This window comes from Corynebacterium pacaense (assembly GCF_900169525.1).
Classification (GTDB): Bacteria; Actinomycetota; Actinomycetes; order Mycobacteriales; family Mycobacteriaceae; genus Corynebacterium; species Corynebacterium pacaense.
In genome coordinates, this window is the sequence record NZ_LT821239.1 from 660,757 (window position 1) to 676,805 (window position 16,049).

The window sequence follows — 16,049 nt, forward strand, 5'->3', positions numbered from 1 at the left end:
GGTCCACCGTTATGAGTCCCAGTCAGCTGCAGGATTTCGATGCAGATCAGCTCGCGCGCTTTCGAGAGGAAATCGAACTCGCCTACGCAGAGCTCAAGGCCAAGAATCTCAAGCTGGACCTGACCCGTGGCAAGCCCTCGTCCGAGCAGCTGGATTTCGCCGATGAACTCCTCGCACTGCCGGGCAGGGGGGACTTCATCGCCGCGGATGGCACCGATGTCCGCAACTACGGCGGGTTGACCGGCATTGTGGACATCCGGAGGCTCTGGGCGGAGGTTCTCGGTGTCCCCGTCGAGCAGATCATCGCCGGTGACGCCTCCAGCCTGAACATCATGTTCGATGTCATCAGCTGGTCCTATGCCTTCGGCAACCCGGATTCACCGAATCCGTGGAAGGACGAGGCCTCCGTGAAGTGGATCTGCCCGGTCCCGGGATATGACCGCCATTTCTCCATCACCGAACATTTCGGCTTCGAGATGATTCCGGTTGCCATGAACGAGGACGGCCCGGATTTGGAGGCCATCGCCGAGCTGGTCAAGGATCCGCAGGTCAAGGGAATGTGGGTGGTCCCCACCTTCAGCAACCCCACCGGCTACTCCGTCTCACCGGAGGTCGCCCGCGGGCTCGCCGAGCTGGAGACCGCGGCCCCGGATTTCCGCATCGTCTGGGACAACGCATACGCCGTGCACACCCTCACCGACGAGTTCCCCGACAACATTGATGTCGTCGGTCTGGCCGAGAAGGCCGGGCATCCCAACCGTTTCTGGGCGTTCACCTCCACCTCCAAGATCACCTTCGCCGGTGCGGGTGTGTCCTTCTTCATCACCTCGGCCGAGAACCGCGACTGGTACACCGGCCACGCAGGCATCCGCGGAATCGGGCCGAACAAGGTCAATCAGTTGGCCCACGCGCGGTACTTCGGTGACGCCGAGGGCGTGCGTGCGGTTATGCGCAAGCACGCGGCCTCGCTGGCCCCGAAGTTCACCGCCGTCCTCGGGATCCTGGATCAGCGTCTCGGCTCCCGCGGTGTGGCCACCTGGACCACCCCCGCCGGCGGATACTTCATTTCCCTCGATGTCATTGACGGCACGGCCAGCCGTGTCGTTGAGCTGGCGAAGGAGGCGGGTATCGCACTGACCGGAGCCGGTTCCTCCTATCCGCTGCACCGCGATCCGAACAACCGGAACATCCGCCTGGCGCCCTCCCTTCCGCCGGTCGCCGAGCTTGAGGTTGCGATGGACGGTGTAGCCACCTGCGTGCTCCTGGCGGCTGCGGAGCACCTCGCGCAGCAGTGAATATCGTCGAAACCTCCCACTGGGTGGACGGATTGTTTCCCGGTCGGGCCGAGTTTCATGAGGTCGGTCCGTTCACCGTCGCCGCATTTGATCTCGGTGGGGAGTCCGTTGCGTGCTCGGTGGATTTCGGAAGGGTGGACACCGGGCTGATCACCTCGGCCGCGGCGGAGAGCCTGGAGGTGCGCAGCGAGCTGCTGTGCCTTGCCCGCGCCGCAGGTGACGTGCCCGGGCGTGCCGTCGGTGCGGCGGCAACGATGCTTCTCGACGCCTCCACCGCCTTTCGTTCCGCCACCCGGGAGGGCGCGGCGGCGTCGGCACGCATGCACGCACAGCCGGGGCAGCTTCTGCCCGCCGTGGGAATCGTCGCCGGCCTGCCGGCCCAGGGTTTCACTGTCAGTCACGGGATCCTCGCCGATCCCCGAATCTGGGGCCCGGAGATTCCCTTCGTCAGGGAGGAGGCCGGGCAGGTGAGCACCTCCGCACCTGATGAGGCCTCGGAGCTCGGCCGACTGACCCTGCCCCTGCAGCTGATTCTGCTCACCGAGGAAGAGTTCGGGATCGCGGCGGAGCAGGGGGGCGATGTCCTCATGAGGCAGATGGCGGCCGCTGAGGTGGATCTGCTGGATCTGCGGCGGTAGGCGGTAGGCTCTAGAACCGTGGCTCTGTATCGCAAGTATCGACCGGCAAGTTTCGACGAAGTGGTGGGCCAGGATCATGTGACCCGCCCGCTTTCCGCAGCCCTGGACAGTGGGCGGATCAATCACGCGTATCTGTTTTCGGGGCCGCGCGGCTGCGGCAAGACGTCCTCGGCACGCATTCTTGCGCGTTCGCTGAACTGCGTCCAGGGGCCCACCTCCCATCCCTGCGGGGTGTGCAACTCCTGTATCGCCCTGGCGCCGGGCGGCCCGGGCACCCTGGATGTCACCGAGCTCGATGCCGCGACGCACAACGGCGTGGATGAGATGCGTGAGCTGCGCGACCGCGCCCAGTACGCCCCCGCCGAGTCCCGCTACCGGATCTTCATCATCGACGAGGCGCACATGATCTCGCGCCAGGGTTTCAATGCCATGCTCAAGACGGTGGAGGAACCGCCGGAGCACGTGATCTTCATCTTCGCCACCACGGAGCCCGAGAAGCTGCTCGATACCATTCGTTCCCGCACGCACCACTACCCCTTCCGGCTGCTCACCCCCCAGGCGATGCGCGGACTGCTCGAGCGCACCTGCCGCTCGGAGGGGATCGCCGTCGAGGATGCGGTGTTCCCCCTGGTCATCCGGGCCGGTGGCGGATCCCCGCGGGACAGTCTCTCCGTCCTCGATCAGCTGCTCGCCGGTTCCGGCCCGGAGGGACTGACCTACCAGCGGGCCCTGCCGTTGCTCGGGGTCACCGATTCCACGCTGATAGATGATGCACTGACCGCCCTCGCGACCAAGGACAACGCGGCGATGTTCACCACCATCGACCGTGTCATCGAGGCGGGTCATGATCCCCGCCGATTCGCCACGGATCTGCTCGACCGCCTCCGCGATCTGATGATTCTGCAGGCCGTTCCCGACGCCTTCGAACTCGGGCTTGTCGACGCCCCCGCCGACCGCACCGACGTCCTACGCGGGCAGGCCGCGATGTTCAACGGCAACGAGCTTTCCACACTCGCACTCATGGTCAACAGCGGGCTCGATGACATGCGCGGGGCGACCTCGCCGCGCCTGCTGCTCGAGGTGCTCTGCGCCCGCCTGCTGCTCTCGGCGGGCAACGCGGTTCCGACGCCCGTTGTTCCGGAGCAGCCGAAGGCGGCGCCCGCACCGGTGCCCGGCGGGGCGGCCGCGGCTGCCCGTGCCGCGGCCAGGGCAGCCTCGCAGACCTACGGGCAACGCAGTGAACCGCAGCCCACGCCCGTTCCGGAGCCAGCCCCGGAGCCGGTCCGGGAAACCCCGGAGCAGGCACCCGAACCCGAGGACATCCTCAGCACCATCCGCTCGCAGTGGGCGCATCTGCGGTCCCTGGTGGGCCGGAGCAATACCCATGCGGAGATCATGCTGACCGAGGCGAAGGTCCTCGGGCTGCGCGATGGAACCCTCGTTCTCGGACACAGCACCGGGGCCCTGGCCAATCGGCTGAACGCTCCCGAGCACAATGCGTCGATCGTCAAGGTCATCGCCGATGAGCTGGGCCGCAAACTGAGCGTCGAGTGTGTCGTGGGAACCGACCCGTCCGCAGCGGGGTTCACGGCGGAGTCGGCGGAACCCGCACCGCCCCGTCCGGCGTGGAATCCCGCGAAGAGCCCCCGCGAACCGCATGCGGCGCCCGAGGAGCCCGAGAGTCCGGAAACTGAGCCGAAGCATTGGGGTGCCCCGGTGGAGCTGGGTGGAACGCCCGCACCCGCGGCGCCGCCCGCTCCTCCGGCACCCGTGGTTGCGCAGCCCGATGCCTCGAAGCCGTCATGGAAGGAGATCGCGGCGAATGCGGCGGCGAGCATCGCCAATCAGCGAAGCGCACGGCAGGGTAGCGGAGCCCCCTTCGAGGGTGGTGTGCCGCTGCCCCCGGAACCGGTCGAGGAGGAACCGGCGGATGACCCCTATGGATATCCCGCCGATGAGGGAATCCCGGAACCGTCCGGGGCCGCGGAGGTGGAATCCGAGGAGGAGCAGATGATCCGCCAGGCACAGGAGGAACCCGGGGAGATGGACCGCCGCGACGCCCGCGCGATCGCCATGGAACTCCTCGCCGCGGAACTCGGTGCGAAGCCGCTGTAAGCCGTGAGCGAACCCCGGCCTTCCATAGGCGCGCGGGGGTGCCACCGGCGGTAGACTCGTGCCGAACAACAAACATCTTCCGAAAGGTTCACCATGACCCAGCCCGATATGTCCCAGATCCTGGCCCAGGCACAGCAGATGCAGGCGAAGCTGCAGGAGGCGCAGCGGGAGATCGTCAACTCCTCTGTCGTCGGCGATGCCGCGAACGGTCTCGTCACCGTGACCATGGCGGGCTCGGGCGAGGTCACCGCCGTGAGCATCGATCCGAAGGTCGTTGACCCCGACGATGTGGAGACCCTGCAGGATCTTGTCCAGGGAGCCTTCCTGGACGCCCACAAGAAGGTCGCGGAACTCGCCGAGGAGAAGATGGGTCCGCTGTCCCAGGGCTTCGGTGGCGGCGAGCTGGGCGGCCTGTTCTAGGCTGTTCTTTCCAAGGTGCCGGGGGATGCCGGTATGGTGTTCTTGTCGCAGGTAATCAACTGATAGGTGAAATCGCAACGTGTTTGAGGGGCCTCTCCAGGATCTGATCGATGAGTTGTCCAGGCTCCCCGGCATCGGCCCGAAGAGCGCCCAGCGCATCGCCTTCCATCTGCTCAGCGTTGAACCGACAGATATCTCGCGTCTCCAGGATGCGCTGGGCGCGGTGCGCGACGGGGTGCGCTTCTGCCGGATCTGCTGCAACATCTCCCGCGAGGAGGTCTGCCGGATCTGTGCGGACTCGGGACGTGACCGCGGTACCATCTGTGTGGTCGAGGAACCGAAGGACATCCAGGTGATTGAAAGGACCGGGGAGTTCAACGGTCGTTACCATGTGCTCGGTGGCGCGCTGGATCCTCTGGCCAACATCGGCCCCCGTGAACTGCACATTTCGGTGCTGCTGCAGCGTATCGGTGGGGTGTTGCCGGACCGCGAGCTGGCGGATTCCACTCCGGAGGAACCGCTTTTCGACGCCACACCGACCATCGGGGAGGTAATCATCGCCACCGATCCCAACACCGAGGGCGAGGCCACCGCAGCCTATCTGGCCCGACTGCTCAGGGATTTTCCGGATCTGGTGGTCTCGAGGCTGGCCTCGGGCATGCCGCTGGGCGGGGATCTGGAGTTCGTCGATGAGCTGACCCTTTCCAGGGCCCTGAGCGGCCGGCTGCGGATCTGAGCGGGCCCGGTAATAAACTGCGTACCATGCGCGAATCCGGGCCACGTTTTCCCTGGACGCGTCCGCAGGGCACGCAGTTTGTTACACGCGCCTAGGCTCCCAGTCGCTCCCGGCGCAGCTGGTCGACCACCTCGATGTCCAGCGGGGGCAGCTCAGCCAGCGAGATCCCCATTGCCTTGGCCAGCAGCAGATCAGCGAGCTGGGGATTTCGTGCCAGCCCGGGCCCGTGCATGTACGTGGCGATCACACTGCCTTGGACGGCACCCTCGGCGTACTGCTGGCGTTCGACGTCTCCGAAGTCCGAGGCGCCGTAGAGGTCGGTGTTGCCCTCCCCGCGCACCACACGCCCCAGTGGCTCGGCTTCCGGTCCGAGGATGGTCGCCCCCATGTGATTCTCGAAGCCGGTGAGCCTGTCCTCGAGCTCGGCGGTGAATCCGGCGCGGGTGGGTACGGACTCGACCTCCCCGATGGCGCGCTTTTTCAGGCTGACGGTGGTGGCGTCGATAAGCCCGAGGCCGTCGACGATTCGGTCCGCGGCGCGGAAGGAGTAGCCGAGCACCTGCATGCCTGCGCAGACGGCGAAGATCGGGCGACCGGCCGCGGCCGCGGACTGCAGTCCGTCGTGCTTGAGAAGGTGCTCGGCCGCCAGGATCTGGGCTGTGTCCTCGCCGCCACCGAGGCAGTAGATGTCGAGGGTTGAGGGGACGGCGTCGTCAAGCGTGATGCGTTGCACCTCGGCGGTGTAGCCGCGCATCCGGGCGCGCTGGCGCAGCACCAGCGCATTGCCGTCGTCGCCGTAGGTGCCGAGGACGTCGGGGAGAACAAGTCCGATGGTCAGTGAGGTCATTTCTTCTCCAGGGCCTTTTTCAGATCGCGGAATGCTGTGTAGTTTGCCAGAACCTCCACGCGCCCGGGTGGGCACGCGCGAATGGCGTCGAGGGGGTCCTTGATCAGCTCGTGGTCTATGGAGGCATAGGTCAGGCGAACGGCGAGATCGGTGCCGCGTTCACCGGAGGCCTTGACGGAGATGCCCTCGAAGTCCTCGAAGCGGACGTCCCAGAGCCAGGAGAGGTCCTCGCCGTCGGCGACCTGGCCGTTGACCGCGATCACCAGACCGTCGGCGGTGCGGTCGACCATGGCCAGCGCCTCCTGCCAGCCGGCGGGATTCTTGGCCAACAGGAGGTGGACATCGTGGTCACCGACCCGCACCGTCGAGTAGCGTCCGGCGACGTTGTCCACGGTCTCCACCGCCGAGACCGCGGTGTCCAGGGGAACCTCGTACACCTCCACCGCGGCGGCCAGGGCCTCGGCGGCGTTGCCCCGGTTCGCCTGGCCGGGCAGCTTCAGATCCAGTTCCACATCGCCTTCAGGGGTGTGCACCGTGTTGCCCTCGACCGTCCAGGTGGGGGTGGGGCGGTGGAAGGTGCGACCGTCGAGAAGCTTCTTGGATGCGTACCAGTGGCCGTCGGTGTGGATGATGCGGCTTTCGGTGCGGGGGCAGGAGACGGCATCGCCCTGCCAGCCGGTGCCCGCGGCGACCCAGATGACGTTGGGGGCATCGTAGGCTATGGAGGTGACCAGGACGTCATCGCAGTTCGCGATCACGGTCATCGAGGGGTTCGAGCGTACGGCCTCGCGCAGCACGCGCTCGATCTTGTTTATCTCGCCCACGCGGTCGAGCTGATCGCGGGAGAGGTTGAGCAGCACCAGGCAATTGGGTTCGAGCCGTTCGATCGCGGAGGGCACGTGCAGCTCGTCCACCTCGAGCACCACGTGGGAGGCGTTGCGGCCCGCGAGGAGCGCGGAGATGATGCCGGCGTCCATGTTGTCGCCGCCCTCATTGGTGGCCACAGTGTATCTGGCGCGCATCGCGGCTACGAGCATCCTGGTGGTGGTGGACTTGCCGTTGGTGCCGGTGACGAGCATTGTGGGACGGCCGTGGATGAGTGACTTCATGATCCCCGGATCCAGGGTGGTGGCAACGAGTCCACCGATCATCCCTCCCGAGCCGCGGCCGGTGAGGCGGGAGGCGGCGGTGGCCAGGGCTGCTGCGGCGACGGCGGCGCGGGTACGAAGCGATCTGATGCCGGGGGGAAGTGTCGGACTCATGTGACCAAGGATAACCCCTGCAATTATTGCGCAGGCCATGCCATGCTGGAAGATTGTCAGGGGCAGGTCTTGCGGAATCGTCCGGACGGACGGAGGAGATGAGGATTGTGGCGGAATTCAGAGGTGGGCGCCGGTGGTTGCCGCGCCTGGTGCTGTCCGTGGTTCTGGTATCGATTCTGGCCTCGGGCCTCATCGTCTATCTGGCGACGCGCGACACCGACGAACGTACCGATTGCACGGACTTCGGCATCGCCCCCGGGGATGCGCTCTCGAGCGTCGATCCGGTGATGATCCCCGCAGCTGACGTGGAAAACGGTGAGGGGTGGGCGCGGGGAGGCTCGCCCTGGGACAACGGTGAGGTCAGTGCGGCCGAGGGCGTGCAGCTGGGCCGGCACTTCGATTCCGGCTCCGTGCGTGGCAGGTACCACCTGTTCACCCGCGGTGTGGACTTCACCCGTCCGGTCGGCATGATGGTCCGGCTGCACGGCGACGGCGGGGATGAGTACCGCAACCCCGATGGCGAGATGGCATGCATGGCCGCTGTCGCCGCGGCGCACAACATGATCACGCTGGTACCGCGGACGCCGGATCGCTCCACCATGACCTGGTGGCGCGACCTCACACCGAACACAGAATGGGTGACGAAGCTGGCCGCACGCGTCGCCGCGGACAACGGTGTCGCCGAGGACAGCACCTGGTGGGTGGGCTACTCGGGCGGGGCCGAGATGATCAGCTACGGTCTGATTCCGAAGCGCCCGGAGGCACTGTCGGTGGGCGCCGTGATGTTCGGCGGGGGCGGGGCGCCAAAGGACGTGGAGCTGACCGTACCGGACCGGATCCGCACCACCGCGCGGCTGCACTGGATCACCGGGGAGCTTGACGACGGAACAGGCACCGAGGACGGCTTCAATGCGATCCGTGCGGCGCGCGAGGGCTCTCAGTGGTACCGCGAGCGCGGCTTCACCGGGGTGGAGACCAACTTCCCGCCGGACCGGAATCACTTCGATCTGCCCCAGGTGGGCATGATGAACGACATTCTCAACGCCGGGTAGCACTCGGACACGACCGCAGGATCGGACGGTGGCGAATGGTCGCGGGTGCCGGTCCGATCCGCGAAATACCCCTGCATGAGGGTGATCGAAAGATCGACCAGCGAGAAAATCTCGCGCAAATCACAATTCTCAGCTAACGCTCATCCTGGCAACCAATCTGGCTGTGACATTGGAGTTTTCTGGCTATTTGGCTGAGGAAAGTTAATAATCGACTTCCATGGCCCACGCCTCCCCTGCGGGACCGTTTCGCGGGTCAGCACAGTTCCTATTCAACTAGCAGATCTGAGATAAGCTCTGTAGCCGACGCCTCGACCATGCAAAAGGTCCCGGGTCCCGCGACGGGTATGCATCCGCATGCATATTTCTCGTGCCCAAAAATTCCGCGAACCGTGTGAAAAGCCTGGGTTGTTGATCACAAAAAACTGTGACAGACGGCCCACCATGGATTGGTAACCCTCAATGTCCCACGTCTTTACTGCCCGACCCCAGAGCCCTGAAGATCATCCCTTGTACGCAGTATTCGGTGTCGAGAACAACGACGTCGAAGAAACCATGCTTGATGTGTTGAATCGTACCATCAATGCGCACCGCGATACCACAGCCATCGAGGGGACGGACGGCGCACTGAGCTACGGACAGTTGGCGCACCGCCTGGACTCCGAGGTTCTGCGCCTGCGTGCTGCGGGTGTCGGGCGCGGCGATCGCGTGGGCATCCGTGTTCCCTCCGGAACCACGGACCTTTACGTGGCCATCCTCGCCACCATCAGTGCGGGTGCCGCCTACGTTCCCGTTGACTGGGATGAGACGGAATCCCGTGCCGAGACTGTGTGGGAGGAGGCCGGTGTGGTTGTGGTCTACGGCGCCGACCTGACCATGGAGATCCGACGGAGCAATGAACCGGATGAGTCACAGCCCACCCCCGATGATGCGGTGTGGGTCATTTTCACCTCGGGTACCACCGGAAAACCGAAGGGCGTGGAGGTCTCCCACCGTTCCGCAGCAGCCTGGATCGCGGCGGAGAATCGTATCTACCTCAGCGGCGCACCGTTGCGTCCGGCTGACCGCGTCATGGCGGGGTTGTCCGTCGCCTTCGATGCTTCCTGCGAGGAGATGTGGCTGGCGTGGAGCAATGGGTCGACCCTGGTGGCCGCCGAGCGCAACCTTGTGCGCTCCGGTGCGGACCTGGGGAAATGGATCGTCGAGAAGCAGATTTCGGCCGTGTCCACCGTGCCCACCCTGGCCGCGATGTGGGAACCTGAGTCCCTCGGCGCCGTCCGGCTGCTCATCTTTGGTGGTGAGGCCTGCCCGCAGCAACTCATTGAAAAGCTCGCCGCCCCCGGACGGGAGATCTGGAACACCTACGGCCCTACGGAAACGACGGTGATCGCCACCGGGCAGCTCATGGTCCCTGGCGAACAGGTGCGCATCGGCCGTCCCATCCCGGGCTGGAGGCTGGCGGTGGTCGATGAGGAGGGTGTTCCGGTGCCCTGGGGGGAAACCGGTGAACTCGTGGTCTCCGGTATCGGACTGGGGCGCTACCTCGACCCGGAGCTGGATGCGGACAAGTACGCGCCGTTGAAAGCCCTGGGGTGGTCGCGCTGCTACCGCACCGGGGATCTCGTTCGCGCGGAGCGTGAGGGTCTGGTGTTCGCCGGCCGCGGTGATGATCAGATCAAACTGGGTGGACGCAGGCTCGAGCTGGGCGAGATTGACAGCTACCTCAGCGAGGTTCCGGGTGTGGATGCCGGTGCCGCCGCTCTGCGGAAGACCGCGGCGGGCAACAGCGTGTTGGTCGGGTACCTCAGTGGCAAAAACCCCGGGGACATTGATCTTGATCTGGCACGGACCCTGCTCAGCGCCAGGATGCCCAAGGGTGTCGTGCCGTTGTTCTGCGTGCTCGATGAACTGCCCATGAAGACCTCTGGCAAGGTCGACCGGAAACTCCTTCCCTGGCCGCTGCCCGAGACCTCCGGGACCGCCGGGACTTCTGCCCTGCCGGAGCGCTATGCGCACCTCCAGCGCCTGTGGGCCGAGCAGCTGGGCCCGGTGCAGCTCACGCCGGAGAGCAATTTCTTCGACCTCGGAGGCGGATCGGTGCCGGTGGCGCTACTGACGGCACGGATCCGCGAAACCCATCCCGGCGCCGAGATCGGGGAGCTCTACCAGCGGCCCACGCTCGCCGAGATGGCCGACTACCTCGATCACCTCCAACCAGCCGGTGGACAACGCAGGATGCCCCGCCGGATTCCGCAGCTCAGTGCCGCCTTTCAGACGATCTGGGTGCTGTTCCTCTACCTGATCAACGCAGTGCGTTTCACCGTCGGTGCCCTAATAGCGGTATGGATTCTTGAAGGGCTTTTCGACGCCGGGTGGGTGCCGCACATTGACGGACTCCCGCTCATCGCCGCCTGGATCCTGCTCTATTCGCTGCCGGGAAAGGTGCTGCTTACGGCCGCGATTATCCGCCCCCTCACTCTCGGTATCACCCCGGGTCGCTACCTCCGGGGAGGATGGACGCACCTGCGGTTGTGGGCCGCCCAGCGAACCCTTGTCTTCATGCAGCTGGACAACATCAATGGCACGCCCTTCGCGCCGACCATGCACCGTCTGCTCGGCTCGAAGGTGGGCAGGGACTGCCATCTCGAGCACGCGCCCTCGGTGACTGGTCTGCTGTCCATCGGACGCGGGGCCGTCATCGAGCATGAGGCCGACCTCGAGGGGTACTGGATCGATGGCGATTCCGTCTTTGTGGACCGGATCACCATCGGTGAGGGCGCGAGAATCGGGACCCGCTCCATTGTGCAGCCCGGGGTGGAGGTGGGCCGCTACGCGGAGATCCTTCCCGGATCCAACGTCGACCGGAACATCGGTGACTCCGAATGCTGGGCGGGATCCCCCCTGAGCAGGGTAGGCGAGGTCGGTTCAACCTGGCCACGGATCGCCGCGGATCGTCGCAGTCGGAAGGAGAGGCTCAATGTATTCCAGCAGTTCATCGCCTATTCCGGCGGTCTCCTGATTCTCCGGGTGCTGCAGATTCTGGCGATGCTTCCCGGGTTCATGGTGGTGTATCCGAACGTCGCCTATCTGCAGCGCTATGAGGAGGTCTTCCCGATCCTGTTCCTGTGGGTGCCGGTGTTCACCATCCTCATGGTGATCACCTGGCTGACAGGGGTGGTAGTGGTGGTCAGGGTCGCGGCCGTGGTTATCGCCCCCGGGTTCTACCCGGTTCACAGTCTCACGGGATGGGCGGTGTGGCTGACGCACACGGTCCTGCAGCGCACACTGATCTCCACCTACCCGATCTATGCCTCCAGTTTCACCCCGATCTGGATGCGCATCCTGGGAGCGCGGGTGGGCCGGGATGTGGAGATCTCAACCATCGAGACGATCCCGCATCTGACCTGGATCAAGGACCGCAGTTTCCTCGCCGACCACTCACTGATCAACTGCACGCGCATGTACCGGGGATGGCTTCATGTGGGAACCTCGGTGGTCGGGGAGGGCAGCTTCGTCGGAAACTCCGGCATCGTCGGCCCGGACCGCGATGTCAGCGACGGTTCGCTCGTTGCCGTGCTGTCCTCGGCGCCGCATCATCCCCGTGCCGGCAGCTCCTGGCTCGGGCGCAGTCCGCGGTCGATTCCGCGGCTGAATGTCGAGGGCGAGTCCTCGCTGACCTACCGGCCCCCCACACGTCTGAAGGTGCTGCGACTGCTCGTCGAAAGCTGCCGGATTCTGCCCGCGATTATCAGCAACTGGCTGGATCTGCTGACGGTGTACGTGCTCACCATGGTCTACATGCACTACTGGCTCGCCGGCGAGGGCGCGGTGAAGGCACTGACGGTCGCCGCACTCTGGTCGTGGCCGGTGGTGCTGGGCGCGGGAATCTGTGCATCCCTTGTGCCGGTCGCGGTGAAATGGCTGCTTATCGGTCGATTCCGGGTGCGGAACGCACCGTTGTTCAGTTCGCTGGTGTGGCGCGGTGAGCTCCTGGATGTCTTCGTGGAGAGCCTGGCCGTACCCGCACTGATCCGCATGAGTCTGGGCACACCGATGCTCAATGTCTGGCACCGCCTGATGGGATCGCACATCGGCCGGAGCGTCTGGTGCGAGACCTGGTGGCTGCCGGAGTATGACCTGATCGTCATCGGCGACGGTGCCACGGTCAACCGGGGAACGGTGCTGCAGACGCACCTGTTCCACGACCGCGTGATGTCCATGCAACCGGTGCACATGCAGCAGGGGTCGACGCTGGGACCCAACAGTTTCATCCTTCCCGGCGCAGATCTGGGCTCATGCTCGACGGTGGGTCCCGCATCCCTGGTGCAGCGCGGCGAGATCCTCCCGGACAACAGCGTCTGGCAGGGAAATCCGGTTCGCTACCGCCCCGGGAGCGGACGCCATCTCCTCGGGGATCAGGCACCCGAATCCACCACCGGCGATCGATTCAACGAGAGAACGGCTGATTTGTCATGACCAATCAAACCATTGGCATCGAGGGCACCGTCCCCGAGGGAGACCTGCCACAGGGAACACATCCGGTGCCCGGTCGCAGGGAATGGCGTCCGATCTGGAGCGGGCGGGGTGGGGAATCCATCCCGCAGCATTTCGGTTCCTGTGCGGCGGACACCACCGATCCCCGCAGTGAGTTCGGCTCCGAACGGCAGATGAGGGGCAGCAGAATCATCGGTATCGATGTGGCCAGGATGGTTGCACTGATCGGCATGATCCTCGCCCACACCCTGCCGACCATGGACCCCGAGACCGCGGAGCCGACGTTTGTGCAGATCTTCGCGGGTGGCAACGCCTCGGCACTGTTCGCCCTGCTGGCCGGCATCGGCATCACCCTGACCACGAGAAGGGCGCAAAACCGTGGATTCGGGGCTAGGCAGGTGGCCAGGACACAGGTCGTGGTCCGCGCAGCACTGATTCTTTTCATCGGGTTGAGCTTCAACTCACTCGTTGAGCCACTGGATATGAATATCCTCCCGTACTATTCGATTCTCTTCCTCATGACCATCCCGTTTCTGTTCGTTAGGCGACGGGTGATCATCGGCTGGATAGTGTTCTGCACCATCGTGGGACCGCTGGTGCAGTATGCGGTGCGTGCACGAACCGGTGTGGCCACCATCCCGGCTCCGGTGTTCTCCGATTTCCTGAGCTCTCCGGTGGACACCTTCACCGGGCTGCTGTTCACCGGAACCTATCCGGTGACCACCTGGGTGGTGTACATCCTCATCGGTCTGCTCGTGGGCAGGCTCGCGCTCAACCGACTGCAGGTCCAGCTGGGGCTGCTCGGGGCAGGCACCATCATCTCCCTTCTGGGCTTCGGACTTTCGCGGCTGCTGGTGTCCTACGCCGGCGGATTCGAGAGGATGCTGTACTCCACGGAGGCGACCACTGCGGCTCAGGTGCGCGAAGCGTTGCACACCGTGCCGGACACGGGGATCCCCACCTCCTCGCTGTGGTGGTTGACCACCGCGGCCCCGCACGCCAACACCCCGTTCTCCCTCCTGCACAGCATCGGTGTGGCGATGGCGGTGCTCGGCGCCGTGCTCCTGCTGTGCCGGCTGTCCTCCCGCATCACCTATCCGCTGTCCCTGGTGGGTTCGATGACACTGACGCTGTATGTCATCCACCTGACCTTCCTCGATTTCATCGATGTCGAGGCCTTCCCGAACACCGCCTTCGCCATCCAGGTCCTACTGATGTTCGCGGTCGCCCTTAGTTGGCGGAGCTTCTTCGCCCAGGGTCCCCTGGAATGGGTGGTGTCCCGAATCACGAAATCGGTCGGACCCCGCCGCCGCTCTCCACAGCGGGTGTCGGGCGATCCGGAGCCGATGACAGACACAGGGCCAGTTCCACCCCGCGGTGATGCGAGTTGAGATTGAGCACGCGGTAGCCGGGCGGGGCCAGCGGGGTGCGGCGGGTGCCCACCTCGTCCAGGGCCGGGTCCCGGCTCAGCCCCACGGCCTGGGCCTTGAGTGTTGCTTCCTTGCGGGTCCACGCCGCGGTGACCTCCCTGCGGAAGACGAACCGGGGGAAGCGCCGGCGGTTGAGACGACGGCGGTCGCTCGGATGCAGAAGGCTCAGCAGCAACTGACACTGTTCGGTCGGGCGCGTTGTCTCCACGTCGATCCCCACGGGTCCGCGCGCCAGTGCGACGGCGGTGTAGCCGTTCGTGCGTGACAATGAAATCCGCGGCGGATCAGCCACACCGTGCAGGTGGGTGCGGATCCCCGGGGCGCCGACGCGCAGGTCAAGGTCGCCGGGCCCGATTCCGGTGGCTTCGGACAGCAGCAGGCGGAGCAGAATATAGGATTCGAGCCGTTGTGAGCGCCCACCCGCCCGCTGCAGTTCCGCGGCGGTGAGCAGGTGGGTGTGGGCGTCGACAAGCCCCTGCAGCGAGTTCGCGGTGAACAGGTGGACGGTGGCCGCGCACCCGGTATCGATCCGTGACGCGGACAGGTCCACCGCAACCGACCTACCGGTTCTTTTCCATGCGCCCGCCACGCACCCGTTCGGCGGCCTTCATGAAGGCCACGTCGGACAGCAGCGGGATGCCCTTGCGCTGGGCGTGCATGGCCTTGCCATCGATATCACGGGTCTGGTTGCACACCACCACCGAGGTCTGTCTGGTGAGCTTCTCCGAGTAGCTCAGGCCCTTGTCCACGACGGCCCGGATGATCTCGTCGGGATCCATCTCGATCTCCGGGGCGACCACCACCTCCATTCCTGCCACGAGCGACTTTCCCGGCTCATAGGGGCCGGGATTGATCAGTTCGGGCTTCGTCTCCTGCGCCCGGACACGGATATCTGAGCGCTGCAGCCCGAACTTGTCGGCCCTGAGCGAGTCCGGGGGCAGCTCCGCCAGCGGGCCCGAATCGCGCAGGGTGAAGTAGAGGGTGCCGATCAGCCGGGTATCCTCCCGGCACAGCTGATCATGTGGCAGGCGGGCACGCGCGACCGAGGCGGCCGCCGGCGCGGCGGACACGCCGATGCTGTGCGCGACACCCCTGATCCGGACGTCATCGAGCACCACGCCCTGACGGCGTGCGGAAGCGAGCGTATCGACGATCACCTGCGGCCGTGGTACATGCCCCACACGCTGACGACGCCGTCCCCGCCCGCCGCGGCCACCGTTGCGGTTGCTGTTTCTATTGGCCCGGGCGGCATCATTCATCGCGCGCTTGGCCTCGGCGACGATGAACCCCCATACGCGCGGGGCGTTGTGAATGATCAGTGCCCGACCGTCAATGAGCCGGTCCAGGGCCTTGAGGATCTGGCCGAAGCGCCGTGCCCCCGAGAACTCCTCCGGGGTGACACCGTGAAGATGAAAAGGCCCCGGATCGTCGCCGGGGTTGAGCACCGCGTGGAAGGTGTCCACGGGTTCGTTTTCCTGGGTCAGTGTGACGGCATCGACCGTGATCAGGCGGGATGTGGAGGGGTGGATACCACTGCTCTGGATGCTCAGTGCGACGAAGGGGGCGTGCCGGATGGCTTCCTCGCGGAGCTCCTCCTGACTCGGGCGCGCGGGCTTCTCCCGTTCCGGGACGGGAGAATCCTCAGTGTCGTCGGGAGAAGCGGGGGAGGGCGTGCGCGCGATCATGCTGCCTACTCTACTGTCTCCCCCTGGGCGTCCCGGGAGCGGCGGCGTCCAGGGGCTGAAACCGACACTGCCACAAGG

The 16,049-nt window shown here is 65.6% G+C and carries 12 protein-coding genes; 8 read left to right on the forward strand and 4 right to left on the reverse strand.

All coding sequences use genetic code 11. The features are described from left to right. Positions 1–11: 11 nt before the first annotated feature. The 5 genes from B7E02_RS03185 to B7E02_RS03205 all read left to right on the forward strand — a co-directional run bounded on the left by B7E02_RS03185 (position 12) and on the right by B7E02_RS03205 (position 5,204). The gene (locus B7E02_RS03185; protein WP_080793037.1) at positions 12–1,295 is read left to right on the forward strand and encodes an aspartate aminotransferase type Ic; all 1,284 of its coding nucleotides are present in this window, start codon (positions 12–14) and stop codon (positions 1,293–1,295) included. Continuing rightward, positions 1,292–1,933: a hypothetical protein gene (locus B7E02_RS03190; RefSeq protein WP_080793039.1), complete on the forward strand. Its 642-nt coding sequence runs from the start codon at positions 1,292–1,294 to the stop codon at positions 1,931–1,933. Before B7E02_RS03185 ends, B7E02_RS03190 begins: the two co-directional genes overlap by 4 nt. 18 nt (positions 1,934–1,951) lie before the next feature. Continuing rightward, on the forward strand, positions 1,952–4,048 hold the full coding sequence (locus B7E02_RS03195; RefSeq protein WP_080793041.1) for a DNA polymerase III subunit gamma and tau: 2,097 nt from the start codon (positions 1,952–1,954) through the stop codon (positions 4,046–4,048). 93 nt (positions 4,049–4,141) lie between these two features. Beyond that, positions 4,142–4,468, forward strand: a complete 327-nt coding sequence (locus B7E02_RS03200) for a YbaB/EbfC family nucleoid-associated protein (protein WP_080793043.1) — start codon at positions 4,142–4,144, stop codon at positions 4,466–4,468. A 79-nt stretch (positions 4,469–4,547) separates the two neighbouring features. Further along, positions 4,548–5,204 carry a recombination mediator RecR gene (locus tag B7E02_RS03205; RefSeq protein WP_080793045.1) on the forward strand — a complete coding sequence of 219 codons (657 nt, stop codon included), beginning with the start codon at positions 4,548–4,550 and terminating at the stop codon, positions 5,202–5,204. 91 nt (positions 5,205–5,295) lie between these two features. Here the strand turns inward: B7E02_RS03205 and B7E02_RS03210 are convergent, their stop codons facing one another. Continuing rightward, positions 5,296–6,051 (reverse strand): type 1 glutamine amidotransferase, encoded by a 756-nt coding sequence (locus B7E02_RS03210; RefSeq protein WP_080793047.1) that lies wholly within the window; start codon positions 6,049–6,051, stop codon positions 5,296–5,298. Beyond that, entirely contained in the window at positions 6,048–7,313 is a 1,266-nt protein-coding gene (locus tag B7E02_RS03215) for a Mur ligase family protein (protein ID WP_080793049.1), read from the reverse strand. Before B7E02_RS03215 ends, B7E02_RS03210 begins: the two co-directional genes overlap by 4 nt. Positions 7,314–7,420: 107 nt before the next feature. Here B7E02_RS03215 and B7E02_RS03220 point away from each other — a divergent pair, with 107 nt between their 5' ends. The 3 genes from B7E02_RS03220 to B7E02_RS03230 all read left to right on the forward strand — a co-directional run bounded on the left by B7E02_RS03220 (position 7,421) and on the right by B7E02_RS03230 (position 14,247). Beyond that, a complete protein-coding gene (locus B7E02_RS03220; protein ID WP_143336620.1) occupies positions 7,421–8,365 on the forward strand; it encodes an alpha/beta hydrolase in 945 nt (314 codons plus the stop codon). Between the two features lie 459 nt (positions 8,366–8,824). Then, positions 8,825–12,838, forward strand: coding sequence for a Pls/PosA family non-ribosomal peptide synthetase (locus tag B7E02_RS03225; protein WP_080793052.1), 4,014 nt, complete (start codon positions 8,825–8,827; stop codon positions 12,836–12,838). Beyond that, the gene (locus B7E02_RS03230; RefSeq protein ID WP_080793054.1) at positions 12,835–14,247 is read left to right on the forward strand and encodes a DUF418 domain-containing protein; all 1,413 of its coding nucleotides are present in this window, start codon (positions 12,835–12,837) and stop codon (positions 14,245–14,247) included. Before B7E02_RS03225 ends, B7E02_RS03230 begins: the two co-directional genes overlap by 4 nt. Here B7E02_RS03230 and B7E02_RS03235 read toward each other — a convergent pair. Together B7E02_RS03235 and B7E02_RS03240 are read right to left on the reverse strand one after the other, a co-directional pair. Next, entirely contained in the window at positions 14,141–14,836 is a 696-nt protein-coding gene (locus B7E02_RS03235) for a 4'-phosphopantetheinyl transferase family protein (RefSeq protein ID WP_179129643.1), read from the reverse strand. The genes B7E02_RS03230 and B7E02_RS03235 overlap by 107 nt on opposite strands. A gap of 10 nt (positions 14,837–14,846) precedes the next feature. After that, positions 14,847–15,971 carry a BRCT domain-containing protein gene (locus tag B7E02_RS03240; RefSeq protein ID WP_080793057.1) on the reverse strand — a complete coding sequence of 375 codons (1,125 nt, stop codon included), beginning with the start codon at positions 15,969–15,971 and terminating at the stop codon, positions 14,847–14,849. Positions 15,972–16,049 lie beyond the last annotated feature (78 nt).

Excerpts from the sequence above, each read along its gene's own strand:
- B7E02_RS03185 (WP_080793037.1), top strand. The coding sequence starts at position 12 with ATGAGTCCCAGTCAGCTGCAGGATTTCGATGCAGATCAGCTCGCGCGC.
- B7E02_RS03200 (WP_080793043.1), top strand. The coding sequence starts at position 4,142 with ATGACCCAGCCCGATATGTCCCAGATCCTGGCCCAGGCACAGCAGATG.
- B7E02_RS03210 (WP_080793047.1), bottom strand. The coding sequence starts at position 6,051 with ATGACCTCACTGACCATCGGACTTGTTCTCCCCGACGTCCTCGGCACC.
- B7E02_RS03215 (WP_080793049.1), bottom strand. The coding sequence starts at position 7,313 with ATGAGTCCGACACTTCCCCCCGGCATCAGATCGCTTCGTACCCGCGCC.
- B7E02_RS03225 (WP_080793052.1), top strand. The coding sequence starts at position 8,825 with ATGTCCCACGTCTTTACTGCCCGACCCCAGAGCCCTGAAGATCATCCC.
- B7E02_RS03230 (WP_080793054.1), top strand. The coding sequence starts at position 12,835 with ATGACCAATCAAACCATTGGCATCGAGGGCACCGTCCCCGAGGGAGAC.
- B7E02_RS03240 (WP_080793057.1), bottom strand. The coding sequence starts at position 15,971 with ATGATCGCGCGCACGCCCTCCCCCGCTTCTCCCGACGACACTGAGGAT.